Annotated in this window: 30 protein-coding genes and 1 riboswitch; of the genes, 13 read left to right on the top strand and 17 right to left on the bottom strand. The window is 63.0% G+C overall.

The window, feature by feature from the left end; genetic code table 11:
* Positions 1-344: 344 nt before the first annotated feature.
* Together ACWH49_RS22950 and ACWH49_RS22945 are read right to left on the bottom strand one after the other, a co-directional pair.
* A complete protein-coding gene (locus ACWH49_RS22950; protein WP_448173554.1) occupies positions 345-2,450 on the bottom strand; it encodes a UvrD-helicase domain-containing protein in 2,106 nt (701 codons plus the stop codon).
* On the bottom strand, positions 2,447-4,336 hold the full coding sequence (locus ACWH49_RS22945) for a DUF1998 domain-containing protein (protein ID WP_448173553.1): 1,890 nt from the start codon (positions 4,334-4,336) through the stop codon (positions 2,447-2,449). Before ACWH49_RS22945 ends, ACWH49_RS22950 begins: the two co-directional genes overlap by 4 nt.
* Positions 4,337-4,396: 60 nt before the next feature.
* Between ACWH49_RS22945 and istA the strand changes: the two genes are divergently transcribed.
* From istA to ACWH49_RS22920, 5 genes are all read left to right on the top strand, one after another.
* The gene (istA, locus tag ACWH49_RS22940) at positions 4,397-5,962 is read left to right on the top strand and encodes an IS21 family transposase (RefSeq protein WP_448170694.1); all 1,566 of its coding nucleotides are present in this window, start codon (positions 4,397-4,399) and stop codon (positions 5,960-5,962) included.
* A complete protein-coding gene (gene istB / locus ACWH49_RS22935; protein WP_448170693.1) occupies positions 5,952-6,749 on the top strand; it encodes an IS21-like element helper ATPase IstB in 798 nt (265 codons plus the stop codon). The genes istA and istB overlap by 11 nt, the downstream gene beginning before the upstream one ends.
* Positions 6,750-6,994: 245 nt before the next feature.
* Positions 6,995-7,276: a hypothetical protein gene (locus tag ACWH49_RS22930; RefSeq protein ID WP_448173552.1), complete on the top strand. Its 282-nt coding sequence runs from the start codon at positions 6,995-6,997 to the stop codon at positions 7,274-7,276.
* 226 nt (positions 7,277-7,502) lie between these two features.
* Positions 7,503-8,474: a TniB family NTP-binding protein gene (locus ACWH49_RS22925; protein WP_448173551.1), complete on the top strand. Its 972-nt coding sequence runs from the start codon at positions 7,503-7,505 to the stop codon at positions 8,472-8,474.
* Positions 8,471-9,988, top strand: a complete 1,518-nt coding sequence (locus tag ACWH49_RS22920; RefSeq protein ID WP_448173550.1) for a TniQ family protein — start codon at positions 8,471-8,473, stop codon at positions 9,986-9,988. The genes ACWH49_RS22925 and ACWH49_RS22920 overlap by 4 nt, the downstream gene beginning before the upstream one ends.
* A 274-nt stretch (positions 9,989-10,262) precedes the next feature.
* Here the strand turns inward: ACWH49_RS22920 and ACWH49_RS22915 are convergent, their stop codons facing one another.
* The gene (locus ACWH49_RS22915) at positions 10,263-10,844 is read right to left on the bottom strand and encodes a hypothetical protein (RefSeq protein ID WP_448173549.1); all 582 of its coding nucleotides are present in this window, start codon (positions 10,842-10,844) and stop codon (positions 10,263-10,265) included.
* 413 nt (positions 10,845-11,257) lie between these two features.
* Positions 11,258-11,340: riboswitch (cyclic di-GMP riboswitch) on the top strand.
* Between the two features lie 186 nt (positions 11,341-11,526).
* Between ACWH49_RS22915 and ACWH49_RS22910 the strand changes: the two genes are divergently transcribed.
* On the top strand, positions 11,527-14,442 hold the full coding sequence (locus ACWH49_RS22910; RefSeq protein ID WP_448173548.1) for a diguanylate cyclase: 2,916 nt from the start codon (positions 11,527-11,529) through the stop codon (positions 14,440-14,442).
* Positions 14,443-14,893: 451 nt separating this feature from the next.
* Entirely contained in the window at positions 14,894-15,166 is a 273-nt protein-coding gene (locus ACWH49_RS22905; RefSeq protein WP_448173547.1) for a hypothetical protein, read from the top strand.
* Positions 15,167-15,638: 472 nt separating this feature from the next.
* On the opposite strand, the gene ACWH49_RS22900 is transcribed toward ACWH49_RS22905, so the two are convergent.
* Both ACWH49_RS22900 and ACWH49_RS22895 read right to left on the bottom strand, forming a co-directional pair.
* Positions 15,639-16,232, bottom strand: a complete 594-nt coding sequence (locus ACWH49_RS22900; protein ID WP_448173546.1) for a PEP-CTERM sorting domain-containing protein — start codon at positions 16,230-16,232, stop codon at positions 15,639-15,641.
* Between the two features lie 148 nt (positions 16,233-16,380).
* Positions 16,381-16,791 (bottom strand): MAPEG family protein, encoded by a 411-nt coding sequence (locus ACWH49_RS22895; protein WP_448173545.1) that lies wholly within the window; start codon positions 16,789-16,791, stop codon positions 16,381-16,383.
* A 139-nt stretch (positions 16,792-16,930) separates the two neighbouring features.
* Here ACWH49_RS22895 and ACWH49_RS22890 point away from each other — a divergent pair, with 139 nt between their 5' ends.
* On the top strand, positions 16,931-18,100 hold the full coding sequence (locus ACWH49_RS22890) for a DUF3466 family protein (RefSeq protein ID WP_448173544.1): 1,170 nt from the start codon (positions 16,931-16,933) through the stop codon (positions 18,098-18,100).
* A gap of 307 nt (positions 18,101-18,407) precedes the next feature.
* Here the strand turns inward: ACWH49_RS22890 and ACWH49_RS22885 are convergent, their stop codons facing one another.
* Together ACWH49_RS22885 and ACWH49_RS22880 are read right to left on the bottom strand one after the other, a co-directional pair.
* Positions 18,408-18,533, bottom strand: a complete 126-nt coding sequence (locus ACWH49_RS22885; protein ID WP_448173543.1) for a hypothetical protein — start codon at positions 18,531-18,533, stop codon at positions 18,408-18,410.
* 6 nt (positions 18,534-18,539) lie between these two features.
* Positions 18,540-18,848 (bottom strand): hypothetical protein, encoded by a 309-nt coding sequence (locus ACWH49_RS22880; RefSeq protein ID WP_448173542.1) that lies wholly within the window; start codon positions 18,846-18,848, stop codon positions 18,540-18,542.
* 154 nt (positions 18,849-19,002) lie between these two features.
* Here ACWH49_RS22880 and ACWH49_RS22875 point away from each other — a divergent pair, with 154 nt between their 5' ends.
* The 3 genes from ACWH49_RS22875 to ACWH49_RS22865 all read left to right on the top strand — a co-directional run bounded on the left by ACWH49_RS22875 (position 19,003) and on the right by ACWH49_RS22865 (position 20,096).
* Positions 19,003-19,230 (top strand): DUF3606 domain-containing protein, encoded by a 228-nt coding sequence (locus tag ACWH49_RS22875; RefSeq protein WP_448173541.1) that lies wholly within the window; start codon positions 19,003-19,005, stop codon positions 19,228-19,230.
* 24 nt (positions 19,231-19,254) lie between these two features.
* Complete coding sequence (locus ACWH49_RS22870) at positions 19,255-19,437, top strand: hypothetical protein (protein ID WP_448173540.1); 183 nt, start codon at positions 19,255-19,257, stop codon at positions 19,435-19,437.
* Between the two features lie 383 nt (positions 19,438-19,820).
* Positions 19,821-20,096 (top strand): hypothetical protein, encoded by a 276-nt coding sequence (locus tag ACWH49_RS22865; protein WP_448173539.1) that lies wholly within the window; start codon positions 19,821-19,823, stop codon positions 20,094-20,096.
* 54 nt (positions 20,097-20,150) lie between these two features.
* On the opposite strand, the gene ACWH49_RS22860 is transcribed toward ACWH49_RS22865, so the two are convergent.
* The 4 genes from ACWH49_RS22860 to ACWH49_RS22845 all read right to left on the bottom strand — a co-directional run bounded on the left by ACWH49_RS22860 (position 20,151) and on the right by ACWH49_RS22845 (position 22,342).
* Positions 20,151-20,603 carry a hypothetical protein gene (locus ACWH49_RS22860; protein WP_448173538.1) on the bottom strand — a complete coding sequence of 151 codons (453 nt, stop codon included), beginning with the start codon at positions 20,601-20,603 and terminating at the stop codon, positions 20,151-20,153.
* Positions 20,604-20,905: 302 nt separating this feature from the next.
* A complete protein-coding gene (locus ACWH49_RS22855; RefSeq protein ID WP_448173537.1) occupies positions 20,906-21,814 on the bottom strand; it encodes a hypothetical protein in 909 nt (302 codons plus the stop codon).
* A gap of 97 nt (positions 21,815-21,911) precedes the next feature.
* Complete coding sequence (locus tag ACWH49_RS22850) at positions 21,912-22,091, bottom strand: DUF3606 domain-containing protein (RefSeq protein WP_448173536.1); 180 nt, start codon at positions 22,089-22,091, stop codon at positions 21,912-21,914.
* Positions 22,092-22,099: 8 nt separating this feature from the next.
* Positions 22,100-22,342 carry a hypothetical protein gene (locus ACWH49_RS22845; protein ID WP_448173535.1) on the bottom strand — a complete coding sequence of 81 codons (243 nt, stop codon included), beginning with the start codon at positions 22,340-22,342 and terminating at the stop codon, positions 22,100-22,102.
* Between the two features lie 21 nt (positions 22,343-22,363).
* On the opposite strand from ACWH49_RS22845, the gene ACWH49_RS22840 reads away from it, so the two are divergent.
* Positions 22,364-22,669, top strand: coding sequence for a diguanylate cyclase domain-containing protein (locus tag ACWH49_RS22840; protein ID WP_448173534.1), 306 nt, complete (start codon positions 22,364-22,366; stop codon positions 22,667-22,669).
* Here ACWH49_RS22840 and ACWH49_RS22835 read toward each other — a convergent pair.
* Positions 22,614-22,976, bottom strand: coding sequence for a hypothetical protein (locus ACWH49_RS22835; protein ID WP_448173533.1), 363 nt, complete (start codon positions 22,974-22,976; stop codon positions 22,614-22,616). The genes ACWH49_RS22840 and ACWH49_RS22835 overlap by 56 nt on opposite strands.
* Before the next feature lie 97 nt (positions 22,977-23,073).
* The gene (locus tag ACWH49_RS22830) at positions 23,074-23,433 is read right to left on the bottom strand and encodes a hypothetical protein (protein WP_448173532.1); all 360 of its coding nucleotides are present in this window, start codon (positions 23,431-23,433) and stop codon (positions 23,074-23,076) included.
* Positions 23,434-23,567: 134 nt separating this feature from the next.
* Between ACWH49_RS22830 and ACWH49_RS22825 the strand changes: the two genes are divergently transcribed.
* A complete protein-coding gene (locus ACWH49_RS22825; RefSeq protein ID WP_448173531.1) occupies positions 23,568-23,753 on the top strand; it encodes a hypothetical protein in 186 nt (61 codons plus the stop codon).
* Between the two features lie 45 nt (positions 23,754-23,798).
* On the opposite strand, the gene ACWH49_RS22820 is transcribed toward ACWH49_RS22825, so the two are convergent.
* The 4 genes from ACWH49_RS22820 to ACWH49_RS22805 all read right to left on the bottom strand — a co-directional run bounded on the left by ACWH49_RS22820 (position 23,799) and on the right by ACWH49_RS22805 (position 26,932).
* Positions 23,799-24,146: a hypothetical protein gene (locus tag ACWH49_RS22820; RefSeq protein ID WP_448173530.1), complete on the bottom strand. Its 348-nt coding sequence runs from the start codon at positions 24,144-24,146 to the stop codon at positions 23,799-23,801.
* Positions 24,147-24,289: 143 nt separating this feature from the next.
* Entirely contained in the window at positions 24,290-24,772 is a 483-nt protein-coding gene (gene yidD, locus ACWH49_RS22815) for a membrane protein insertion efficiency factor YidD (RefSeq protein WP_448173529.1), read from the bottom strand.
* Between the two features lie 107 nt (positions 24,773-24,879).
* The gene (locus ACWH49_RS22810) at positions 24,880-25,086 is read right to left on the bottom strand and encodes a YkvA family protein (protein ID WP_448173528.1); all 207 of its coding nucleotides are present in this window, start codon (positions 25,084-25,086) and stop codon (positions 24,880-24,882) included.
* Between the two features lie 217 nt (positions 25,087-25,303).
* Positions 25,304-26,932 carry a hypothetical protein gene (locus tag ACWH49_RS22805; protein WP_448173527.1) on the bottom strand — a complete coding sequence of 543 codons (1,629 nt, stop codon included), beginning with the start codon at positions 26,930-26,932 and terminating at the stop codon, positions 25,304-25,306.
* Positions 26,933-26,944 lie beyond the last annotated feature (12 nt).

Here is a 26,944-nt window from a genome sequence, read left to right as displayed (position 1 = left end):
GCGGCAACCCTGGTTCAAAATCCATGGTCAACGGGTTCACGGTTGCTTTGCATTTACGGCCGCTGAAGCGGACTGCAGGGTGCCGTATCGCCGGCACATGCGAGCCTGCCACCGAATGCTGTCGCGGGCTTTTCTTATGGAAGTCGACAGTCCCAATGTCGGAAGCCGAACCTATGGGTTTCGATGTCGCTCATCTCCCATTGACTGTTTCACAGGTTCTGTCGGAGTCTCACAAAAATCATCAAGTTGCACGCCTTGCGACCAGGCTGCCTTCTCGGTGACCATAAGGGCTACTTTCCCCTTCTCACTGAGCACAGGGAGTGCAAAGCATTCTGCCCAGTTCTTTAGACAAGCCGAACCAGTGCAGCCGCGCGCTTCGCCCTCGTCAGCGCGACGTACATCAGCTTGCGCTGGTTCCCGGTCTCCTCCGGCGCCCCGAAAAAGGACTCCGGCGCCACCACAACAACTGCATCGAACTCCAGCCCCTTGGCTCGATGCATGGTCGCGAAATGCACCACATCACGGCTGTCGGAGTAGTTGGCCTGTGCGGTGATGGTCACGCACGAGAGGCCGGCACCCTGAACCTGCTTCGCGAATGCCTCGCGGTTCTTCTCGCTGGAAGCGATGACGCACACCGAGGGTGCTTCGCTATCGCCCTTGCCTTGACGGAAGTCCTTGATGAACGCGATGACTTGCACCGCAGCAGCCTCGAGGCCGTCCGCCGCAACAACACTTGGCTCAGGCCCGTGCGACAGCGACTTGTAGCGCCGGGTTTCGTCATGCCCATCGTCGAGGTCGTCCACCTCGCAGCCCTCCAGCAGAGCCACCGCCTGCCGGCGAATCTCGTCAGTCGTTCGGTAGTTCAGGTACAGCTTGCGAGCTCGGCCACGGATGTCGATGCCGCATTTGCTCATAGCGGCACGGTGCCGGCTGTAGATGCGCTGATGACCGTCGCCGACGAAGAACAGGTCGTTGGAGCCCGATGGAATCATCGCGCGGAGCAGGCGCAGCGCCTGTGGCCCGAAATCCTGCGTCTCGTCGATGACGATGGCGCTGTACTCTGCCGCCTGCTTGTCCTCGGCGAGCAGTAAGTCGGCGACCTCGCGGTAGGCGTCGTCGACCTCTTTGAGCTTGCGTGAGCTCAGCTGGCCCCGGTACTCCTCGAACACCGGCCAGACGGCATCGCGCTTGGCGCGGCTCAGCACACTTTCGCGGCCGGTGCGGCGCGCCGTGCGGTACTGGTCTCGCGTCGTGATGCCCTGCGCAAGAACGACTTGCTCCAACTCCAGCTCATAGAAGTTGTCCGGCAGGTCTAGCGTGGTGTCGCGCACGGCCATGGCGGCCTGCCAGGCCTGCAAGGCGGCGTCCTGCTTGCGGTCATAGACGATGCGATGCTCAAGCTTGCGGCTGCGCATGAATCCGTGGACCCAGGCATCCAGGTTTCGCACCTCCAGCTTGGCCAAGGTGGCACTACCGCATAACGTGCGCAGGTTCTGCTCGATGTCACTCGCCAGGTTCTTGGTGAAGGTCGTGAACAGCACCTTCTTACCGTCCGGCGTACGGTTCTCTGCCACCCACTTTGCGCGGTGCATGGCCAACACGGTCTTGCCCGTGCCCGCACCACCAAGCACACGTACCGGGCCGCTGCGGTCTCCGGAGGCGAGCTTGTGCTGGGTCGGGTGCAGGAACACCCGCCACTGGGCCAGCGGCGCGTTCATGATGGCCAGCATGGCCTCGTCGTCGCTCACGATGACAAAGCGCGACTGCGATTCAGGCGTCACCAGAGCCGCCGCGAAGTCTGCGGTGTCGACCTTGCGGTCCACCCGGGTCTCGCGCGCATTCAGCACTTGGCTGACGGTGTCGCCGGCCGCGACGAGGAACAGGCCCTCGTAGCCTTCGACTGGTAGGCGGCTCTGGAGACCGTCCAACTGCTGTTCGGAAGAAAGGACACGCACCTCGGGCAGCATCTCTTCGGGGACACCCAGGCTCAGCAGCTCGCGGTCCCCCAGCCCGCCGAATAGCGGCAGCTGTAGGTCGACCTTCTGCTCTTGACTGGATTGCCCCACCGGGGTAGGTGGCGCCGACGGAGCCTCAACCGCCGCCACGCTCTCGACGACCACCAGCTGCATCGCCCCCGTCACCGGGTTGATGGCCAGTTTGCGGTTCTCGGCCCAACGGTACGCATCGTCGTGGTGGTCCACGTACAGCAGCACGTAGACGTCCCCGCTGCTCGGCTTGAAGACGATGCCGCGCCAGTCGCGGTCGAGCCGCACCGACTTCAGGTTCGCGTCACGGGCGCCGTTGATGTTCTCGTAGTTGATGCCGGGGCTGGTCGGGTCCGACTGAAACTGGATGGCCCACTTCATCACTTTTGAGTGAACGCTGGCAGGAACCTTCGACAGCTGCAGGAGAAAGTCCTGCGACAGTGCCACTTTGGGTTTAAGGCTCACGCTGCCCCTCCTTCATTCAAGTTGAGTTCCAGCCCGAGGCTGGCTGCCGCAGCGGCGGCCCACGGTGCACCTGCGACCAAGTGCATGGTCTCATCCAGCAGAAAGACCTTCCAGTGCTCCGCACCCCACACTTCGGCGAGGTCGGCCTGGTCGGGCCGCAGGACCACGACCTTTTCCTGCACCCATGCCAACTCGCAGTCTGCCGAGACGCGTCCCTTGGCGTCCACCAGCTCTAGGCCTACCTCCGGCAGCGTGGAACCGGACTTGGCCAGTTGCTTAAGCCCAGGCACCAGCACTTCCAACGCCTGCTCAACGACCGCTTGCCAGGCCGCGTTAAGCGCAGCCTGCTCCGCCGGCTGCGCGGGCGCCATACCCGCTGTAACTGGGCCGAGTCCCTCGTAATCGTGCGCTGCCAAGCCATCGCCTGTCACGAGCAACGTGCCGCGCATGAACTGCAGCGCGTTGAACAACTGCAACCAGCGACGCCAAGCCCGATGCAGGGAGTCCTCGTCCGCGGCAGCTGACGCGTCGAGCAACACCACACCAGGGGCCGACCAATCTTGATGTGAAGGGAGACCCTTGGCGAGGAGCAGCGGCCACCACCCCAGCACCGATGCAGGGCCATTGGCCTTGGACATCACCGGAGCGAAGCCAGGCCCAGGTTCGCGGACGTGCAGTGGAAGCTGCGGAAGCCAAGGAGCCCGCTGTCCGTCAGCCGTTGCCTTGTCATCCAAGGTTGGCGGAACCATCAGGAACTCTAACCACGCCGCGCTGCGCTGTTGTGTTTCCACAGCGCCGTCCAGCTCTGCCGCGCCAGCAGGAACTGCCAGCCAGTGCAGTAGTCGCGCGACCGCATGCTGCGTGAAGGCCTTCTCCTGGGCCCTGGGCACGGTCGGCGAAGCCTTGCTGCCGTCGTGCCGGTTGAGCGCCACCGTCGCCGGGTCCAGGTCCGAGTCGCCATTGCCGTCGATGGCGGCCGAGACATCCTGATGCGTGACCGACCATGTCCAGAACTTCCCGCTGGCGACGATGGCGCTGCGCTTGCGCGCGTCCTCACGCATGCAGTCCTTGTGGTATGCCCAGCCGTCGCAAAAAACAGCCACCGGACGGCGTTTGGCTCCCGAAGCCCAGGGCCAGATGACGAAGTCAGGCTTGCTCGCCACAGGCACTCCAGCGTCGCCGTTTAGGTCGCACTGCGGCTCGATGCGGTACCGCTGGCTACCCACCTCCAGCACGTAGCCGGACTTGCCATGGACTACGTCCTGCACCAGCTTGACGGACGGGAGCCCAGCCACGCCACTCATCTTCTTCAAGCTCTCGATGAATCGGGCCTCGAGCACCGAATCGAAGTTCGGGTTGATGTAGATGTCCGAGATGGTCTTGACGCGCTCCAGCGAGGGCAAGGAACCGACCAGCTCAGTGAGAACGGCCCTGGCGTTGTCACGCGAGACCAGCTCCATGCTGCGCCCGAGCCGGTACTGGTACAGGCAGCGATAGCACCCGTCCTTCTCCGGGTCTTGGTTGCACGAGCAGTCGCTAAGCGCGTCCAGCGCCATGCGAAGTACATCGGCCAGCGTCTTGGCGTCGTGGGCCAACAGCTGATGCAAGTAGCCCGTGCCACCCGGCACCGAGTCGTAGAGCATCACGAAGTGCTTGCGCGGCCCGCCGTCCTTGCCAGGCTCGTCCTGCAGCACCATTCGCAGATGGTCCACCTTGCCGCCGAAGCGGCGCTTCAGACCGAGTTGCACGGCCGCCATGAACGACTGCACCACCCTCTCGTCAACGCCGTTCTTGGTGTACGGCACCAGGATGCGCAGCGCTTCTGATTCGAACTCGCGGTGTTGATTTCCATCCAGAAGTGATCCACTGACCCCGCTGATTTCCATTTAAAACTGACCCACGCAAGAACCCTAACCTGCTGCTTTGAGTGGCAGGGAGCAGTAGGAGTGATTGACGTGGCGACACTGAGTGTCATCAGGCGGTGGGCCCTGCGCGAGCAGCTGTCCATCCGCGAGATAGCCCGACGCACCGGCCTGTCTCGCAACACCATCAGGAAGTACCTTCGGGCCGGTACGGTCGAGCCCCGGTACGCGAAGCGCGCGAGCCCGAGCAAGCTCGACTCGTATGCCGACAAACTCTCGGGCTGGCTCAAGGCCGAGGCGACCAAGTCGCGCAAGCAGCGGCGAACGTTGAAGCAGATGCACGCCGACCTCGTCGTGCTCGGCTACGCGGGTTCCTACAACCGCGTCGCTGCCTTCGCCAGAGCTTGGACCGCGCAGCGGCACGAGGTCGAGCAGACCACTGGACGCGGCACCTTCGTGCCCCTGACCTTCGGCGCGGGTGAGGCCTTCCAGTTCGACTGGAGCGAGGACTGGGCCGTCATTGCCGGCGAGCGCACCAAGCTGCAGGTTGCGCACTTCAAGCTCAGCCACAGCCGGGCGTTCCTGCTGCGGGCCTACCCGCTGCAGACCCACGAGATGCTGTTCGACGCGCACAACCACGCCTTCGAGGTGCTGGGCGGCGTCCCGCGCCGCGGCATCTACGACAACATGCGCACCGCCGTCGACAAGGTTCGACGCGGCAAGGAGCGCGACATCAACGCGCGCTTCCAGGCCATGGTCAGCCACTACCTGTTCGAGGCCGAGTTCTGCAACCCCGCCTCCGGTTGGGAGAAGGGCCAGGTCGAGAAGAACGTGCGCGACGCTCGGCACAGGCTGTGGCAACCGACGCCTGCGTTCCCGACGCTGGACGCCTTGAACGACTGGCTCGAGCAACGCTGCAAGGCGCTGTGGGCCGAGATCAGCCACGGCAGGCTGCCCGGCACCGTTGCCGACGTGTGGGCGCAAGAGAAGGCGTTCCTGATGGAGCGGCCTCGCGCCTTCGACGGCTTCGTCGAGCACACCAAGCGTGTCTCGCCGACATGCCTCGTGCACTTTGAGCGCAACCGCTACAGCGTGCCGGCGTCGTATGCCAACCGCCCGGTGAGCCTGCGGGCCTATGCCGACCGGCTCGTGGTCGCGGCCGAGGGCCAGATCGTGTGCGAGCACGTTCGCATCATCGACCGGCGCCACGACACGAGCGGCCAGACCGTCTACGACTGGCGCCACTACCTGGCGGTGCTGCAGAGGAAGCCGGGAGCGCTGCGCAACGGCGCGCCGTTCGCCGAGCTGCCCGAGGGCTTCCGGCGGCTGCAAGGCTCGTTGCTCAGACAACCCGGCGGCGACCGGGAGATGGTGGAGATCCTGGCGCTGGTGCTGCACCATGACGAGCAGGCCGTGCTCGCCGCGGTGGAGCTGGCGCTGGAAGCCGGCGTGCCGACGAAGACGCATGTGCTCAACGTGCTTCACCGGCTGCTCGACGGCAAGCCGCCCGCGCCGCCGGTGACCGCGCCGCAGGCTCTGCGCCTGGTCAACGAGCCGCAGGCCAACGTGCTGCGCTACGACGCGCTGCGGGGCAAGGCCCAGGCCGCTGTGCACGCCTACGCGGCCAAGGAGAACTGCCATGCGTCATGACCCTGCGAGCGCGGCGATCGTGATCATGCTGCGCGAACTCAAGATGCACGGCATGGCGCACGCGGTAGCGGAACTGGCCGAACAAGGTGCACCCGCCTTCGAAGACGCGCAGCCGGTCCTGTCGCAGCTGCTCAAGGCGGAGACGGCGGAGCGCGAGGTGCGCTCGGTGGCCTACCAGTTGAAGCTGGCGCGCTTGCCCGTCTACCGCGACCTCGCAGGCTTCGACTTCGGGCAGAGCGAGGTCAACGAAGCACTGGTGCGTCAGCTGCACCGATGCGAGTTCCTAGAGGATGCGCAGAACGTGGTGCTCGTCGGCGGGCCGGGCACGGGCAAGACGCACCTGGCCACTGCGCTCGGGGTGCAGGCCGTCGAGCATCATCATCGGCGCGTAAGGTTCTTCTCCACGGTCGAGCTGGTCAATGCGCTGGAGCTCGAGAAGGCCACGGGCAAGGCCGGTCAGATCGCGCACCGGTTGATGTACGCCGACCTGGTCATCCTCGACGAGCTGGGCTACCTGCCGTTCAGCGCGTCAGGCGGGGCGTTGCTGTTCCATCTGCTGTCCAAGCTCTACGAGCGGACCAGCGTGGTGATAACGACCAACCTGAGCTTCAGCGAGTGGGCCAGCGTGTTCGGCGATGCGAAGATGACGACGGCGCTGCTGGACCGGCTCACGCATCATTGCCACATCCTGGAGACCGGCAACGACAGCTACCGCTTCAAGAACAGTTCAGCCCAACCAACCCAACCCAAGAAGGAGTCCAAGACCAAGAAGTTATCCACAACGTGAGCCCGCGGGGCTCAAATACGGGTGGGTCACTATTGAATGGAAAAGGCGGGTCAGGATTACGTGGAACTCAACACCTTGCATACCAGAACGAGCATCTGCAGCGGTTGTGGAATCGCGTTCCAGTCGGTACTCGTCTGACGCTGAAGATAAACCCGCTGAATCTTCAAACAGTCCGCGTGTTGCACCCCGCGACGTCTGAAGTCATCACAGTCGACTGCACGGCCGACCTGCGATGGCCATTGAGCATGAGCATGCACACCGCAGTACGCGGCCATGCACGCGAACTCAATCTCAATCCCGATGACATGAAGCAGTTGGTGAGAGCCGAAGAATCGTTCATGAAGAAGATGAACGAATTCGAGCTCGACAACAAGGCGGCACTCCGTCGCGTGCAGGCGACGTTCCTGCGTGAAGCTCAGACGCGGGATGCCAAGGAGGTGGAGGACGTTGGTAGCCGAGTCGCGTTCGACGCCACCGGGACAGAGACCCTCGATGCGGTGCTTGCTCAGCTGGGTGGTGAATCATGAGCGCACCCCTATTGCAACGCGAGCAGCACTCGCAAGATGCGCTCTTCGCAATGCCACTCCCACTGCATGAGTGCTTTGTGACGACGCCGCGGCACCGTGCAACCCTCGTTGTCTTCCAACGCCAGTTCATCGTTGCTTTAATTCCGACTGCACGCGGCGAAAGCCATCCGCGCATTGGGCAGCCTAGCTGCGGAAAGGCATGGCCGATGCATCTGGGAGATGAACTGTGAACGCGCCGTTGCCGCCGTACCCACAGTTCACGGAGGGTCCGCTGAGCAAGGCCTACAGAGCTCTACACAAGGTCTATGTCGAGACGAGCGTGCACCGCGAGGCGAACGATGCTATTCGACGCTTGTTCACATCGGCTGATGTCTTTGGCAGCCACCGTCGCCTCGCGCTCATCGGGCCGTCGGGTTCCGGAAAGACATCCGCGGTTCGCAACGCGGAGCGTTGGCTGAGAGCGCAGGCCTGCCTACAGCCGGAGGCGCCGACGCCGCTGCCGATGGCCGAAATCACTTCTGGAACCACCGCAAAGGGCCTGGCCGCCATGGTTCTCAGCATGGGCCATGACGCGTTTGCCGACCGCGGAACGCTAGACCAGCGCACGAACCGTATCGCGACGCTGGCACCGAATCTAAATTTCCTGGGAATCGCGTTCGACGAGTTTCATCACAGCTACGAACATCGGACCAAGAACGAAGCTGGAAAGATTAAGACGATGCTCAAAGCCATCGTCAACAACATCGCGCGTCCCATCATCCTGATGGGCACCGAGGGCGTCGACGCCTATCTCGACGACGAAACGGGCGAACTGCGCAGCAGGTTCAGGCGCATTTGCTACATGCGTAATCCCAGCATCACCAGCCTTGAGGACCTCAAGGACATTCAGGCGGTTCTGAATGCAATGAAAGCGGTCCTGCCCTGCGCGCCCGACTGTGACATCACCGGGCACGAAATGATGTTGCGGCTGCTGCTGGCCGCTGAGAGCCAGTTCGGCTTCTTGGTCGACCTCGTGCGTCGAGCGTGCGAGATTGGAGCCAACCAGGGAGCGCCATTTCTCCAACTGGCGCACCTTGTCGCAGCGTACCGGGAATCCGCGCGCCGAGCCGACAGAGTGGACGACCGGAACCCGTTTCTGATAGCCATCGAGATTGTCAAGAGCCGCCTGATGCAACTTCGGACGCCGGTGGTCGCATGACGCCATCTCCCCCGAAGCTGCTCGTGTGTCTACCGATTCTCCCGAACGAGAGCATCGCGAGTTTCGTGCAACGCCATTGCGCTGCCAACGCAGTCCTCAAGGTGGGTGACGTCCTGCGGCTAATGTCCGTCAGTGCGCGGAAGCCTGTTCGAAGCCTGTCTGCGTTGGTGCGCGATGACGTTGCCTTGTCTGCGCTTGAGGAACTTACCCGGTCAACCAAGGGCGCTCTGCAGGGCCGACTGCTGAGGCCCCTAGACGGCGCGCTCGGCCCCTTGGTCCGGCAAGATGAACACGAGTGGTCCGAAGACGCACGTATTTCTCCACATCAGGCCATTTGTCCGTTCTGCCTCGGCGACGAAGGCTACGGGCGCGAAGAATGGGAGTTCGTCCAGGCGCCTGTGTGCTCGGTGCACCGTGTCGCGTTGGTCGACCGGTGTCACATTTGCTCGTCCGGCATCAATGCGCTGAGAACTTCGCCTCTGCATTGCGGCGGGTGTGGTGCGTCGCTGGCAGAGGCTCCTACGTACGAGGTCACAGTTGCCACACTGCGCGCTGCGCAGCTCGTTCAGTCGACCATCACTTCGGGGCTCGGGCTGCCGGGCCATACATCGCCCATCACCCCTAGGGACTTGTCTGAACTGCTGCGGCTGTGTCTGCTGCCTCCCGAGGGCGCCAGAGCAACTTTTGGCCTACAGGGTGCGCTCCATCAGTTCCCGATAAAAATGCGGCTTGCCGCGCTTGAAGCGGTCGGGAACGCACTGACGGGCCGCAGCATCGATGCAATGGTCCTGCGCCGCTTTCTGTTGAAGCGTTGGCCGCACGCGCCGCTGCTGAGTCCAAGCCAGCAGCGGAGGCTGCTAGTTGTCGCGTGCCAAGAGGTTGGGATGTTGCGCGACGTCACCAACCTCGTTTGCGACGGACGGGACGACTTGGAGCCTGAGACGGCCGTTCGTCTCTTTGGCTTGCGCGTACCAAGCTTGCAAACCCGGCGGGAAGTAGCTGCGTTCCTGCGCGTCGCTGAGGCGGTTTTGACCCGTATGGAACAACTCGGCGTCTTCCTCACTCGTCCCTTGCCTGGATACGGCTACGACATGGACGAAATTCTCTCGCTGCGACGGGCGCTCGATGATGCGCATTTACCAAAGGACGTCGACGGAATACTGGGCATTCCCGGGCTAGCGGAAAGACTGATACACGCGGAGGTCTTGCAGTCCATTCGCATGGGTCAGGGGATGCGCATTCATGCGGATAGCGTCACTTCGCTCTTCAATGGCTTTTACCGGGCCGGTTCTGGCGTGGCCGCCGACACGGTGAAGGTTCGGTTCGGCGATTGGGCAGAGAGGTGCGGGTCGCTGGAACTGGTGACTGCCGCCGTCATTTGGTTGTTGGGCGGAAGCTTAGGCGTCGCCGCGTGGGATGCGCCATTCAGACTTGTCGACCTGTGGGTTGACCAAGCTCGGTTAGCCGAGCTCGACGCCAAAAGAGCAGCGAGTCACAAGCAGAATGCTGCGTAGGACGACGAGTCACTTGTGCCGCTATTCGAAACCATCGACTGGAGAAGGGCCTGATAGTGAGCACCAAAGTAACCATCAAATGGCGAAACCAGAGCTTCGGACGTCACGGATTTCACCTGTACGACGACGTGCTTGACAGTCTCGGCACTGACGATGAAACCGAACCCCTGTCTATCTTTGCTTGGACGGAGTTGCGGCCACGCTACAAACTCTGAACAGCGGCGGTGTCTCTGTGACTGTGGTCTTGCCGCGCGGAGTTGCTCGCGAACTCGGTCTACTGCCGACCGGACCTGGCACAAGCCGGACAGCAGATTCCGTTCGCTGACTTCGAACGAATTTTCCAATGAATCAAGGACTTCTCCCCTCGCAGCCCTTCGCCCTCGAACCGCCCCACGATAAGCCTTCCGCTCTGGGCCAAGACGATGCGCCCACCGTCGACCTCGGCCCACTCCCAGTTCGGCAAGGCGACGACGTCTTCCGTGCGCGCGTTGAAGAGCTGGTGCTCATCGAAGTAACACCCCTTACCCACCGGTTGATGCACCGTGACGTGAGCGAGCTTTCGCAGGCGCCAGTGCGTATTGATGCGTCGCTCGAACAGCGTCAGCATGCCGCCGGCGCTGTCGGGCGCCGTGTACTTCATCGTCCACCCATCGAGCCGCAGGCGCACGTAAGAGACCCCCGGGCACTCGCCGCCGTGCTGCTCGTGCCACGGATACGGCGCCGTGCGCTCAATGCCCCGTCCGTCCTTGAAAACTCCTTTTCCGTCGCTGTCGTTGACCCAGAGCTCCTTGCTCGACGCGAACGGGCCCCCACCATGCCAGCAGTCGCCCTTTGCAAGCAGCGTGAGCGCTTTCAAGTATGGAGCCTCCGAGACGGCCATCCAAGCGCCTCGCGCCCGAGAATCCCAGCGGCCATTCATGGCGAAGTAGACGCGGTGATTGCCGTCGGGCGACAGGTCGCAGCGTCGCTGGTAGATGCGTCTGTACTCCTTAGACCGAATCCGTGAAGTTCGTAGAGCGCAACTTCGCGATGATTCATCAGAACGGCAGCTAGGCCGGCAGCCTCTGGCCTTGCACGTGTTGTGTCGCGGCGCCATCACGCGCGCCAACGCGGACAACTGTCCGCGTCGCGAAACAATCCAGCCATAGAACAGCTACGGGTGACACCATCGAGCCCTGGTTGGCGTCTTCCGCTGATGCCTGACCTTGCTTCGATACGGAATACGTAGTGATTTGGCCAAGTTGAAAACCGCTACAAGTTGTAGACTGAAGGGAATCAGGGCACACCCGCGCGAAAGCCGGGGCCGCAAAGCCACCGACCAGCCCGACAGGGATGGCAGCGGGGCTGCCACCCACCTCATTTCGTGCGGACTGCACAGGAGGCGGTGTTAGTGACTATCGTTGTCACGCGGAACCGTTTCGTGTCGCGATTGCCCTCGCTCAGGAGCGCGCAGTGACACGTCTGAATTCGGTCCACCTTCCCTTCCCTCGCCGGTGTCTCGCCCCGTCCCAGGCCGCGTGCGGCTGTCGAGGCGCGCGATGAACCAACCCACCGATTGGCTACCGCCGTCAACGCCGTCAGGTTCATTCGACGAGATTGATGTGGCCTTGGCGTCTGGCGCGATACAGACTGCGCAACGCTTGGCAGAGGCGGTGGTCCGAGGTCAGGACATCGACGGCATGGTCGAGGGAGGCGCGTTGCTGCGCCTCGGGTACTGCGACTTAGCGATGTCAAAGGTTGAACGAGCCCGCCGCGGCGCCCGCCGTGCGGCGGGGCTATTTCGGGAGGCATGCGCGCTCACCGAAGAGGTCGAAGCGTTGGCGCTGTGGGCACGGGCCGCGAGCGTTCTTGGACGGAGCGTCGAGGCGGTGGAAACAGCGCTGTTGGCCACACAGTTGGTCCGCGACCTTCCTGAAGGAATCTGGACCGTTCGTGCTCACCTGAGTCTGGCCATTGCGCACAGTTGGGCGCAATCGTTCGTGCATTCCATGGCAGCGTTCGACGATGCCTTCGAGGTCGTTGCTCGGTTGGCCACACCGGGGGTGCAACTCGAACTCCATGCCGAACGCGCTTGGGTGCAGATTTTGCGCTGGGCCTTCGAACGCGAGGACGTTGGCGCGGCGACCGAGCTCTCGGATGTGGGCATGCTGTCCATAATTGCGCTCGACCCGCCCTCCGCCATTGAGTCGCTGACACCGGGTGCCGCGGCGAGTCTCCCCGACTTCGTCCGAACCGTGTGGGCACTCATGTCGTTGTGGGAAGGGTGCCGAGACGCTGCGCGTCGGATTCCGGTTCGGGCCGCCACCGAGCTGAACGCTCCGAGCACCGCGGGATGGCTGTTGGCCGCGCAATCTTGGGTTGCAGCCGAACTGGCCTACCGGGACGGTGACCTTGTCGCCGCGGGGATGCACGCCAGTCGCATGACCACTTGGGCCCGGGAGGTGGAGAACCTTCCGTTGACTGCGTTGGGCCACCGCATCGCTGGGGCCATCTACGAACATCAAGGTCGTGCGGACTTGGCTGTGATGGAGCTGCGCCGGCAACTTGCATGCGAAGGGACGATGCAAGCTCTTCATTTGGAAGGGCGAGCAGACCTGATGAAACAACTAATCGCAGCCCGTCAAGGCGCGCTGCACATCGAGGACCTGGCCGCCAAATCCATCAAGTTCGAGAAGTGGGCGCACGAAGACACACTGACGGGCATCCCGAATCTCAGACGATTCAACCAGTGCCTGAACGAGTGGTCCATCCTCGCGGCGAACACTGACAGGACGCTGTGCGTCGCATTGATTGATGTCGACCGGTTCCGTGACATCAACAACAATTTCTCGTACGAAATCGGCAATGAGGCGCTGCGCGGAATTGCCCAAGAGATGGTGGCGCACGTCCGACCTTCGGACCTTCCGGCGCGCTGGGGAGGCGATGAGTTCGCCATCCTCTTCAGGGACATCGACCTCGACGCCGCGCTCCAAATCGCGGTGCGCATCCAAGACGCGGTGCTCAAGCGGGATTGGTCCACGGTCGCGCCGGGCTTGAAGGTCAGCATCTCGGTCGGCGTCACGGCGGCACAACCCGGCGACGACAAGAACGCGCTTATCGCCCGCAGCGAACTGACGATGTACGAGCAAAAGCTCGCACGCAGACGCAAAGCGCTCGACGGTGTTGTCCAACCCGCCGTGCTCCGCAAGGTCGCGTCTTGGCTTCATTCGGCCAAGCGGGTCGTCATCTTTGTCGGTTCAGGCACCGGCGAGAGCGTCAACGCCATCGAGACCGGCAACCTGGGCGCCTGGAGCGCGACAGACCGGTTGGCTTTCGGACACGTGCAGGGCTTCCGAGAAAATCCAACCGCGTTTCGCCGTTTTTGGGCGAACTGGCGGGCTGCGAATGGCAACACCGCACCGTGTGCATTTCACACGGCGCTCGTCGCATTTTCCCGCCAGTTCCCCCAGGTCACGGTCGTCACCGAGCGAGTGGATGGAATCCTCCAGCGCGCAGGCGCCGACAACGTCGTGGAGCTCTACGGAAACGCTCATTTCGACCGATGCGATGCCTGCGGCAGCTTCCAGCAGCACTCGACGAGCAACTGCCTGTCCTGCAAGGCTTCTGCCGTGGCCATGCGTCCCGACATCGCACTGCTGGGCGCCGAATACAACTACCTCGAGTCGGCTGAGGTTGAGATGAAGTTCAAGCGAGCCGACGTGGTGCTGGTGGTCGACAGTGATGCGACCACCTACCCTGGCTCCGGCATGTTGGAAAAGGCCCGTTCCCGCGGGGGCCGAATCGTCATGTTGGGCGCGGGCGAGCGCACTCGCAGGTCAGCGGCCGACGTGCTGATTGATGCCCCGCCCGAGAGCGCGCTTATGCAACTCGGGCAAGCGCTGCAGTCCGCCGCCAGGGGCGAGACGGCCGAGGCCGAGCTCACCGACGACTGCTTCGACGTACTGTGCTTCCTGACCGGCCAGAGAACCGACAACTTCGGCTTCTCGTTTGAGCAGGCCATGACATGGAAGGATTGGGAAATCGAGCGTCACCTCGGCACGATTCCCTGGATTTTCCCTCTCACCACTGTCAGCAAAATGAATCCCGACGCGCCGATGCCGTCGCGGTCAGACTTCGAATTTTTGGCGCGTGATGAACGTGTTCGAAGCAAGGTGCACGAAGCCTACCTCCGCATGCTCGGGTTCTATGGTTTCGAGTGGCGTGATGGAAAGGTCCAACGGTCACCAAGCTGGCAAAACGGCTTCGCGACATGGGTGGTGACGGCGTCGCACCATGACTTGTTCATCTCGCGTATTCTGGGCTCGCTGAGATTGTTTGGCCTCAGGAGCGAAGCGCTCGCGTTCTTGGAGGCGGTCGAAGTCGAGGTTCGGGAGTACCGCGGCGGCAACGCGCAGCAGCCGCTGTGGCACTGGCGGCTCGCCGTCTACGGTAACGCTGGTTTCACTGGCCCCTAGCGACATGCACCACCACGGGGCTGGGGTATAACCTTCTCTCCGAAGCACGAAAACGACCGCACGATTGGGCGGCGTAGCGTCAAACGCCACAGGGAACCCGTCACCCAGTGCTTCGAAAGACCGTCATCGTTCGCCCGCAGGCCCTCGTTGTCCGGAAGCCGAGCCCGCCACCAGATTCTGGTCGCGGGCTTTTCTTATGTCTCCAATTACCGTCTTTCCGCGACGCGTTGCACCGAGCCCCCTTCGCGAGTTCAGGTCGAACGGATGGAGCTGACATCGCATGCAAAAGCTCTGCAACTCGCGCGGAGGTCAATAACCTCTTCAACTATCACCCTGAGTAACGGTGGGTGGTGGGTCCTCCAGATTTTGGCGCCTCTTTAGCCACTCCTGCTGTTGTGGCTTTATGTCCAGATTGGTGAAGCGCTCGTCGCCTGACGCCCCGGAACCCAGCATGTTTGCACTGCTGCTGGCAGCCATGCGATTGTCCGGACTTCTCCTGTCGACCCGCCCATCGGGTTCGAGCCGTCCGCTGCGCGTCCTCTTCGGGACGGTGCGGAACATTCGCATGAGGCTCCTCAAGATGCACCCGAACCGACGTCGTGCGCGCGACTTTGACCTTCGTCAAAATTCCGGCGAGTCGTCGCGCGACTGTCATGAGGCAGGCGTACAAACGCCGTCGGAGAACCCATGGTCGTGTGAGGTGAGCGATGACAGAAGAATCTGACGAGAACGCACGCTGGTGCGTTGCCTTCGCAGCAATTCTTGTGGACGAGACACACGTTCCCCCGTGCGATGCGGCCTTCTTGGCCGAGCAGGCGCGTGTGCTGTCACATGGCCTGCCGCCGAGCTATGCCGCGCGACGCGCCCTGTCGGACTCCCAATTGCGCGCTGAGCGCGTAGTGGCTGGACGCTTGTGGTCGCCCCCTCACCGCTCGCGACTACTCGCCACCGACGAAATAGGAGCAGTGGGCTGGTAGCAGACAGCCTTGGCCTGACGCCTCTCAGGAACTCAGTCGCGCCGACCGGCACGCGGCGACGGCCCTGTGGACCTGCAACCAGCGGCGACTCGGCTCTAGCCGGGACACACTGCGAGTGCGCCCTGCCGTAGCTCCGATAAAACGGGGAAGGCGGCATACGCCGAATTGCCCACTGGTATTCGAAGTGTTTGACATCGGCGCTCTCGCCCCGAAAGAGGGCTAGGTCGCGACTTTGTGTTGCACAACGAAAGTCGATGTGATGAGCCGCCGACGTGACAAGCCAGCACCAGCGAGCAGCCCCGCCGCCATCAACGCGTACGTGCTCGGCTCCGGCACTGCGCCGACGGCGCCGTCCGCGAAAATTCTCGGGCCGTGGTGACCGTCGGCGACAGAGTAGCTTGCCGCCAGGCCGTCGATGTGCAGCTTCTGCGTTGCGCCGACGAGCGAGTTGTCGAAGTAGCTGATGCTGGTGACTGCCCCACCCAAGATGGTGACCGAGGCCGGAAGGTAGGTGGGTACGCCGTTGTCCAAGTTGAACCCCGCGCTGAAGCTGCTGACCAGGTTCGACTCGAGGTCGATGGAGGCAAGGCCCGCGCCGCCAAGATAGGTGCCGTCGGCATCGCTGCTGGTGACCAATGTTAGCGTCCCGGTCCACAACACCGGCACCGGCGTGCAGTAGGGGTTGTCCACCGGGCACGTCGGGAAACCGTTCGGCTGGAATGTGCCTTGACCTTGCAAGCCGAGAACGAACGTGGACTGCGAAAAAGCGGCGCAGGGCAGCGCCAAGAGCAGAGCAGAGATGGGGACCTTCATGTACTACGGACCTCGAGTTACGACAGAGCGCCGCAGCTTAGGCGTGCGGCGTGTTGGTACAACCCCCTAACCCGATGTCAGGCGCCGCTAGGTCTGAAATATCGAGCGCGACGTGGTGCGCCAGCAGACGGTCGTTGTTCGTTATCGCTCACCGAGAAAGCAGTCGCGCCGACCAGTACACGGCGATGGCCATCTGAACGGCGAAGGCCGAGAAGCGCAGCATGACTGCGTTCGGACGCACCGACGTCAAGTGGATAGACGACTGAACTACGCGCGCGCCGAGCAGCACATAGGCGAGCCCATCCGTCACTGAATTCCGTCCAGTGGCCAGCGCGACGAGCATCAGGCCGCCGAAGACGGGCAATCCTTCCAGGCAGTTGGCGTGCGCGCGCGCGAGGCGCTGCATGAAGGGCGACAGCGTCGCATTGTCCGGCGTGAAGCCGTTCGCTGGGACGGCCTTCGTCAACACCAGCTTCGTCCGTATGGCCTCCATCAGGATGAGCAGGAGCAGTGTCCACGCAATGAAACCGGTCAAGGCGACCGCGGTCGAGCTAGGCATAGGATTCTCCTGAAGACCACGTCGCACACCGGCCCGGGCCCAGCCGGCGGAAAGCGACCCCCCTACTATGCAATGACAGCGCCAGTTGTCTCGATTTGTGAACTAGCCTCGAAGCGTCGCCAACTCAGAGAAGCAGTTCATGTCGAATCCATTCAACGCTCGAGCGGCAGCGCTCGCCACCGCGCTCGTTTGCATTTCCGCCTGCGCTTCCGCCCAGTCGTACCAGTTTCATGACCTCAACATCTTCGGCGGCACCCACAGCAGCGCATCCGCCATCAACAACCTGGGCCAAATCGTCGGACGCGCCAGCTTCGGGCCGGATGCAAGCACCTTGTCGACGCTCTGGGACAGCGCGACTGCGGGCCATGCCATCGTCTCGCCGCTGACCTTCAATGTGGCGGATATCAACGACCTTGGACAAATGGCCGGCTCGGCTCTCGCCGTGCCAGCCGATGGCAATGATGGCTGGAGGGCGGCACTGCTTGACAAGAGCGGCCTCACCCTCTTTCAAGGGCTCCAGCCGTTCCCGCGGGGCACTTCCGGCGTCGGCATCAACAACAAGGGCCAGGTGGTCGGCAACGTGTCGATGCCACTGGCCTTTCAATATGACCCGACTCGCTACACCAACCATGTCGCAATCTTCAGCGTGGGTAATGCGCCCGTTGATTTGGCACCGGTCGGAGGCAACAACAGCTACGCCTCCGCCATCAACAACCTCGGCCAAGTGGTGGGTCGCGCCACGTCGTCGGGAGACTTCGGCGGAGTGATGCCGACCGTGTGGTCGAACGGCACAAAGACCCAACTCGCGGGCTGGAACGTACTCGACATCAACGACAAAGGCCAAATCGTTGGCAGTAGCTTTCGTGACATCACGCAGCCATTTTGGGACCCGACGTACATCCAGCTGGCGACGTTGTTCGAACCGAACGGCGATGTGGTTCTGCTGGAGACCACGGATGACCAATACCGGATGAGTCTGGCGAAGGCGGTCAACGAGTCCGGTGTGGCCGTCGGTTACTCAAGCCAAGATGGCCTTCGCACGACCCGCGGAATGCTGTGGGTCGATGGCAAGAGCATCGACCTGAACGTTTACCTCGACGCGAACCTGAAGAATGGCGGGTGGTATATCAACGACGCTGTCGACATCAATGAAGCGGGCGACATCGTGGGCACCATGGTGAATGATGCGTCGAGGCAGCAGCATGCGTTCTTGCTGAGCGTGTCCGCCGTTCCCGAGCCCAGCACGTATGCGCTGCTGCTGGCGGGCGGCACTTTCGGCGCATGGCGGCTGCGCAGACGCCAGTCTTGACGTCGTCGAAGAGGCGTGAAGCGTGTAGGCGTGGGCAGTTCGAGCTGCCCGCACGAGCATCTGTTCAGTGAGCCACTGCGACGTCAGAAAGGCGGGGCCGCCTCGGCTGTACTGAGCGCGCGGTACCACTGGGCGTATGGCGTGTTGATGGCCATACGCTTCTTGTAGTCGGGCGCCCCGTCCTCCCACCACGCCGGACCGCGCTCGCCAAGGGCGCGCTTCGCGGAATCGACGAGCAGTTGAGCCGCCGCCCGCACCTCGGGCGAGGCGCGTCCTCTCAGCATGCGCCTTGCACCCATCAAGGCCTTCACATGACGCTGGCGGTCCGGTTCAGGAAGATTGGGATTGGCGCACCTCCAAAGTCGCCCGTGAACGACGAAGTCTCGGCGTCTGGTGTGGACGGATATCGGTCCGCCGCGAGGTCGTCGTCCATGGCGACTCAGAACTGGACGGTTACCGTGTAGCGCCCGTCGGCGGCCGAAGCCACTGTCGCCGGCCAGACGCCGTCAGCGGGCACCCAGCTGGTCAGCTGCAACGACCGCCTGGGCAGACCGAGCTTGCCGATGTCGAGTAGCCATTGCTTGCCGGCGCTGCGCAGCCCTGGATGCTTGATGAACAGGTCGGAAGGGACGTTCAGGACGAGCGTCCTGTCGTCGTCTGCGCCGGGCGCAGGCTGAAACCACTGCACATCGTGCTGACCCGAGAGCTTGCCAAGAAGAACCAGCATTCGTTGGCGGTAGAGCGACATCCAAGACTCAATCCTAGCGTCCCTCTGGCACTCAAGGGTGTGCGAGCCGCGCCGTGGGTGTAGGCGTACGCCGTCAAACGGGTACGAACGTCGCCGGCAGACGCCTTCCCGGAGAGGGCAACACTTGAGCATTTCTCAGGAAAAGGAGACCAGCATGTCTGACAGCAAGTCCAAGAGCGGCGGCAAGGACCGCACCCGCATCAACATTAACCAGGACTACGAGCTCCAAGATTGGGCGAAGAAGTTCAACGTCACTTCGGACCAGATTCGCGAAGCGGTCAAGGCGGTTGGCGACAGCGCGGCGGACGTTGAGATGCACTTGAAGGGAAGCCACGCGACGAGCAACGCGGATGCACAATCGCAGGCCAAGACCCGTGGCTGACGTTGCCACCTTAAAGGCTCGACCATGAGTGACTTGCCGAAATCCGACACTACCGACACGCGCGAGTTGGACCATGGTGAGCTGTTCCGTCCGGACACCCGACAACTCCCCACGGCGCCTCTGAAGCTGCCCAGTCGCAAGACCGTGGTCGTCGTGCTCACCGCTGTCGCTGCTCTAGCTGCCGCCATCATCGCAAGCGGTCGCTGACCCGTTCGGCCCCGGGAAAATCTCCGGGCCTCTCGTCCTCTCCTACGTGGAGAAGTGGTACGCGCTGGGCCGCGGGCAGCCCCACCGCAGGCACCATCGCTTGCACTATCCGCGATGGACACGAGACCCATTCATGTCGTTGGCATCTCCAGACCCGCTGACGCGCCTTCCGCGTCGCAGCAACTTCTTGATGGGTCTTGGATTGGCAGCGACCACGTGCGCAGCCAGCAGCGACCCGCTGTCTCTGGTGCTTGTGGAGGTCGCGCCCGACAATCATTCGTCAACGGGTCCCGAGCGCCGCGCCGCTGCCTGTTCAGACCGTCGCGAAGGTCATCCGGTTGGTCGCAATGCGGGACGGAACTGTCGGATATCTGTCGCACGGGGTGTCCGGCATCATGATGCAAGGGGCCGGCCTCGACGTCGCGGTGCAATCGTTGAGGTCGCTGCAGACGGCGTTGGCCCTTTACCTCGGCAAGCGCCCGATTCGTACCAGCATTGGCGTAGCGACCTCTCCAATCATCGAACCGTGGTTGCCCGCCGACCTGCTGACCTTGGCAGATTGGCGTCTGTCGGAAGCCCGGCGAGCCGGGCGAAGCGGGCTGAACTTCTGCAGCTACGATTTGCGGCGCCTGCACTTCGCATCGTGGCCCTGGCTCTAGCCACCACGCGGCCGCTCGTTGACGGCGGTACGGGCAACTCCCAGCGCTGCGGAGTCAGTTCGTGATGAGCACGTCGACCGTGGCAACGACCGCGGAGTCGTAGGTGGAGACCGCGGTCAGCGTGACCGCCACCGAGTTCGGCAGGATGAACTGCGTCGAGGTATCGAGCGCGATGCGCGATGAACTCAGCGTCGTCTCCGTGATGGTGACACCCTGGTAATAAACGCTGGTGTCGAACCCCTCGTAGTACGTCGAACCGACCTGCAGGGTCCAGACCACCGGTTCGTTTGCGTCCAGTTCGATGGACTGGCCAGCTCGCATCACGACGGTCTGGGTCGCTCCGGAGTAGACGTAGTCGCCTGACTGCCGTCCATCGACGAACACGCCGACTTGGAATTGCAAGTTGCTGTCGCCACCGCCGCCGCACGCCGACAAGGCCAGCGACGTGCCTATGGCGGCTGCGAGTGCAAGCGCGCGTATCGGGCGGCTTAATGAAAGTGCGCGCATGTTTGTCTCCAGATTGCGTCTGCGACGATTCTGAAAGCTGGCATCGCGTAACGCCAGCACCGCTCGGTTACCGAGCGTTTAACGCACGCACCCGGTCTGACGCCTTTGAAGCATCGCTTCCTACGAGCGCGTCCTGGAACAACGGACGCCCCTGCCGAACGATATGAAAAGTCTGATTGCGCGCAAGCTCAAGGACCTGACGCCGATGCCTGGGAAGGCTGACCAAGAGGTCTCAGGACCTCAAGTAGACGAGACTGCACAGTCCGTCGGACGTGTCCTCGACGAGTGCAGACTCAGTCGCCTCATCGCGACACACACCGCTCCCACTCTGGTGGTGGGCACGCGCCACACTGCATCGTTCCGGGGCGAGCACCGCCCATGCAGGCACCGCCGCATTCCATCACGAGCGCCCCCGTTCGGTTGTTGTGGAAGCTGACCGGGCCGTCCACTTCTTGGTGACAGCTGAACTGGACGAGGTCCCCGCAGAACGTGACTCTGTCGCAGCTTGGGGCGAAGTCGCCACCCCGGACGAGGTGCCTCAGAGATTCGTGGACCTGCTCGATGCCAGCGGTGTCGGCAATGCGATTGGCTCTCCACTCCCATACGACGAGGGCCGCGCTGGAGACCAAGGCCGCACCAAACGCCATCGTGAGCAATGGCCTATTCGCTGGCTGCGGATTTGCGCGCGTCGCGCGACTGTGCAGCATCACCACCAAGGCAAAGCCGGCGAGCGTAAGCAGCATCAGAGCAAGGACCAACGCCAAGAAGGTTGATTGGGAGCCCGAGTCGCGCAGCGCATTCGCGAGAAGACCGATGACGCCGACTGCCAATGCCGCTGACGTCAAGTACCAAAGGTAAACCGCCGACCGCAATTTGAGGAGCACGCCGGCACCGCTGAACGCCACCGCTATTGCGTACGCGCCGCCCCAGGGCTCGACAGGGCTGTAGGGTTGAACGGAGAGCCAGCCGCCATAGGCGAGCCATAGCAGTGCCAATCCCGCGGCCACGACGGACGTCCGACCAAACCGGCCGAGCAGGTAGACCGCCAGGGGGAACAGAAGGAGGCTGAACGACTTGGCAGGAGGAAGCCCAGATGTCTGGCTGGCCCCGCTGTTGACCAGCAGCGCGACGATTAGCAACAGCGAAACGCCAGTGAATGCGGCGGTAAGTCGAGCGCGACGTGTCGCCAGTGCAGACGCAATGAAGTCCATGCCTCACTCTACCCATAGCTCGGGACAGCTCTTATCCCTAGCGGGAGGTCACGGCGTCAGAAGTTTTTCTCGCCTGTCATGTCGACACGCTCTCGGGTCAGGCCAGGGCCTGCAAGTACGACTGCACCCGGCTGGCGCGGTCCCCCACGGCTGCAACCGCAGAAATCAACTGCGGGACTGAGACGCCGAAGGCCGCCGACCATCTCTCAAGGTCACTGGGCTCCTGCACGTCGATGCGCTCGCGGTCACACTGTTCGAAGTTCGTCGGCTCTGTCACGGTGGCTCCTAGCTGAGCCCGTGGCGGTCGTCATCGTCTTCGGGGTTGGCCGGCCAAGTGAGCTCGGAACGGATGACTGACTCCACTGCGGCGAAAGGCTCGACCGCGCCATGACGGGCATACGCGCGCGCTGCGGCACGCCGCGCGAGCGTCGAGTCACATCGCGTCTGGAACTTGAACAGGCTGGCGAACAGGGTGCACCAGACCAGCTCGCGCTGGTCCGGTACGGGGCGTGCGGTAGCGGTGTTCATGGGAATAAATTACCAAATTGCTTGGGGCAGTGGCTCTGGGCGACACGCTGGTCGGCTGTAGTCGACGTCCTACGCATTCCGCACCGAATGCAATTCGCAGGCCGACGTCCAACCGTGCGCGTCGGCTTCGCGCGCTTCACCGAAGCCGCTGACGATGTCGAGAACCTCGTGAGACTCGCCGACGTCAGGCTGTTCCAGGCCAAGCGCGCGGGCCGAAACCGGGTCGGCCCGAAAAGCTGCCCCCTACTGACCGGCGCCCAGCGGTGCCGGCCTATCGGCCACCGCCGCGTAGCTTGCCTCGCAGGAAGGACCAGTAGACCGTTGTGAGCAGCACGTACATGGCGACGTAGATGAGCGCCAAGCTGAGCACGATGGGAAGGAAGGGCGACGCCATGGACTCCGAGGCCTGTTCGACCTGCCAGAGCACACCACCGATTACGAGCCAACGTACCAAGTAAATCGGCATCCATCGGGCTTGCGCCTTGTTGTGCTGCAGCGCGAGCGCACGTTCGAGTTCCGAGCCGCGGTCCGCATCGCGGAACATCCAGCCGTAGAACAGGTATCGGTAGACGTTCTCGCGCAGCGAACGAAGTTCGCTCGACGCTTGGCTGACTGTCGCGGTCGTCTTGTCCATGTCCCAGCGTAGGGCAGCGGCGACGCGGGGAACTGGGAAAGCGAGGAGAGCCCTCACCGGCAGGATGGACGCGTTCGGAAAGCGGCGCGCTAGCGAATCACCCCGAAGCTTGCACCTGCCCTTGGTCCGGCCCGGTCTTGCCCGGAACCACGATATGCAGCTCCATGCGACGACCCTTGTCAGTGAACGTGGGCCTGGATGCGTTGAGCATGGCGCGCCGCTCGTACATGGACTCGGCCATGCACACCACGAGGCCAGCAGGCTGAGAGCCATGTGAGCGGTCCCATGCTCTCGGAACGACGTCGAACTTCAGATTCGACGGAATGTCCGACCGGTCCGGGACGGTCAGAAGAAAGGCGTCCTCGTTCGAGACGACCACAAGTGTCCAGCCGAACTCGGTGTTTACGATGCTCGCGGATTCGACAAATGCGTCTGACCCCTGGATGGAAACCTTCACCGGGCACTCCTCCACCGAAAGTCGGCTGGCCCGCATTTTGCCAGAGAGGAACGCACCGCAGGGTAGGCTCCGTCCGCCTTCTTGCGGCTCCGACCGGGACCACATTTGGGGACATACAGACCCCAGGAGACGACATGAACGAACTCGAGAAGGCACTGGACGACCTCGACGGATTGAATGAAGCGTACCGTGCGTTGTGGGATGTCGACCGGAGCCAGGTGGGCAAGGCCGAGTTGGCGAAATCGCTGCGCCAGAACCTGTCTTCCGGTGCGGACGCGTACGCCGCCACCTTGATGTCCTCGGCGCGGGCGCAACCGTGACGCAGTGCGCGGCGCCTTTCGGCCCGTGCGCAATACCCGTCCCGCTCAAGGGGTGGACTGCACGAACTCGACGCCGCCCCAATCCAAAACGCGAAGCCAGGTCGGCACCTTCTCGAACTCACCACCCACAGACATGGCGAAGTCGCGCATATGCGCGCAGCCCAGCGCCTCGAGCTCGCTTGCCGCCAAATCCGCATCGCTCGGGCCTTGGCCGGCGGGATAGGCGATGAGCGCCTCGTCCTCGAAGGGCGGCATGCCGGAGTGGTCGGGCGCGCGCTCCATGATTCGACGATTGACCGAGGTCACATGGGCACGGACTCCTTCCTCCCACGCGGCCGTCTTCTCGGACTTGAGGACCACGACGCAATACGAGCCAAAGAGGTGGATGGCCATCTGGGTTCCTGGTTCGTGGAGAGGCGTCTATTCTGGGGTGAGTTGATGACTCGCCGACTTCAATTGACGAGTGCGAGCGCCATCTGTCGAGCTACTGCATGCTCCATCAAACATTTGAGGCACGGCGTCGTTGGTCAGTTCGGTCAGCGCTCGTTGCGCCTTTCTCGACGCCTTCGGGCATCCCGTGCCGCACGGTTGGCGCGGTCGTTGCGACGCGCGTCTTCGGAGCGCAGGTCTAGGCAATCACACGGCGACATGCCGCAATCTCCAGCACTCAGGCAGTTGCAAGCGGCATCCATCGGCACGGCGTCACACGGAATGCAATCCAGCACCTCGCAGAAGCCGCGTTGGTCTCTGCGAATGGTCGGGGCCAAGCGTGCGACGGCCGGGGCTGGGGTCACTTGACGATACCCCTCGAACGCATCACGGCATCGGCCCAGGCGCCTGACCAACAACGACAGACCGTCGAGGAAGCCACGCCACCGGACGGCTCGGAAGCCGAGCCTTGAGCAGCTCGCGCACCCGGTGTGCAACGCGTAGGCGCACCGGTACCCCTTGTGCGGCGACAAGTAGCGCCGATAGAAGGAAATAGCTTGGAGCGCCAGGTCACGCAGAAGGTCGGTCATGAAAACCCACGTGTGGATGCGCTGCGCAAGCGCAAGGCGCCAGGATGGGGGCTCGACAATTGCTGCTGGACTCCTACACTGCCGGTTTGAACGCAGCGAAATAATCGTTAGTCGAGCGTTGAAAGCCTTCCTTGGCGCCTTCGCGCCGACCTCGCTAGAGTGCTCATTACTCGCGCGGGGCCCGGCAGTAGCGACGCATCGTCGACGTACCCAAGAATCGGGCTGAAGTCCGGAATGAGGTCGATGGGGCTCAACGTGATGTTGCCACGTGGAGTTGCGTGGTAGCTCGGTCTACTGCCGGCCGGGCCAGGCACAAGCCAGACAGCAGCCGTTCGCTGACTTCAACCTAATTGTTCAATAAAATCAATGACTTATCCGCGTTGCAACGAATGGCCTGCAAACTAGGCGTTTGGTCGCCTTTTCAAGCTTGCGACGCAGCAGTTCGAGCTGCTAAGTCATTGATATACCTAAAGATTGGTTGGCACGGCTGCCTTGGCACCACACTCCAGGTCCGGTTGCTCGCGAACAGACCTAGTTCCAATCGACGGTGTCGAATCGCACTCCTGGCGCGATGTCGGTGCGGCGCGGGGTCTTGCTTCGACCGACCCAGAAATGCAGCGACCCATCGAGGCCGCGAGCCGATTGCCAGCGGCGCACGACCTGCACACCTTCGGGCGGCACTTCCTCTTGGTGAAGCTGGCGAGGAATCTGTAAGTCGACAAGCACACGACCCGAAGGTCTTTGCTCCTGCGTGCTCCACAACGCGCCAAGCGCCAGTCGACCGATGGTTGACGGCAACAGCGGAAACCAGTTGCCCGGAAGCGGCGGCGGAGTCAGCCTCCAGATGAGCCCGGACGGCGTGGGAAGGCTCGCCTGAGCGCCCTCCTCCATGGGAATGCTTCCGTAGCCGAGAGGATGCGGGGTAATGCGCTCCACCGCCCAAGCCACGTTGGCGACTTCATCGCGCAGGAAGTGCACTTCCTCGAGCGCCGGGCCTTCGTTGGCGGCAATCGGCGCGGCGGCGAGAAACACGGTGGACAATCCCGGAGCCGGCGCGGCCGATTCCAGACGGAACATGTTCCAGCGCCCCGCCGGCGGCTGTGCCAGCGTCGTGTCCCCGAACACGTCGGTAATCGCCACCGCGGTGGTTTCGAACAAGCTCCAGGCCTCCAGCGCCAACGGCACCAGGAACCAGTCGTCGCTGTAGCTGAGCGCGAAGTCCAGAACCATCAGGGTAGCGGCAGATGGCGGGTTCGACGGGTCGGACAGAAGGTCTAGAGCCTCGAAGCGGACGCCGGAGTCTTCGAAGGTCCAGAAACGCGGGTTCGGCATGCCCGCGAAGTCCAGCGGTGCGGGAATGCGAAAGTGGCGCCGCGGCGTGGCCTGCCCGCTGGTGCCCAGAGTCCCTGCGACTTGTTCAAACGCATGCCAATCAAGTCGTCCCTCCACATATTCGGGGGCTGCCAGCACAACTTCACCGGTTGCGCCCATGCCGGCGACGCCGAAGGCGTATTCCACGTGTTCGGGGTCCCAGGTTGATGGACCCGAAGCAGGCGCATCGAAGCGTGAACTCGCCCAGGCGAGCCACGTGCGCAACACCGCTGCCTCGTCTTCGGCGATAGGCGGAGCGCTCCCCGCCGCAAGACGAGAGTGGATTGCCTCTTCCAGACCGCCGCCATCCGGCACGCGGCCCTCCACGAGGTCGAACCATCGGCGGGTGGGATCGTCCATGCCTGCGTCCGCGGGCGCGGCAAACGGACTCGCAGCGATCCAGAACGATGTCCGCCCATGCATCCCGGCCGCACGCAACAGGCGCAGCAAATGCTGCCCCGATTCGGTACGTAGCCGCAAGTCCTCCAGCGTCCTCTCTTTCACCGGCTCACGTTCGACCAACGCCTCGAGTGGCGCTGCACCAGTGGCAATCCCTGCTGCCAGATCCACGGCATCGACGGGACCGCCGCGAAGACGGCTCAGTGGCGACGACGTACCTTCGACGCGCACGTCGACAGGCGTAGCCCCGGCGTCATGTCGCAGTTCGTTGAACTGCCATTGCCGACCCAGCAACCACAGCGGATCGTGTATGCGCGCTTGCACTGCAATCGCGAGCGTGTCGTCGGAAGATTCAGGGTGCAGGCGCAGCCAGGTTGGATTGGTTTCCATGCAGCTTCTCTC

The organism is Rhizobacter fulvus (assembly GCF_964020785.1).
This window is presented reverse-complemented; position numbering and strand designations above follow the sequence as displayed.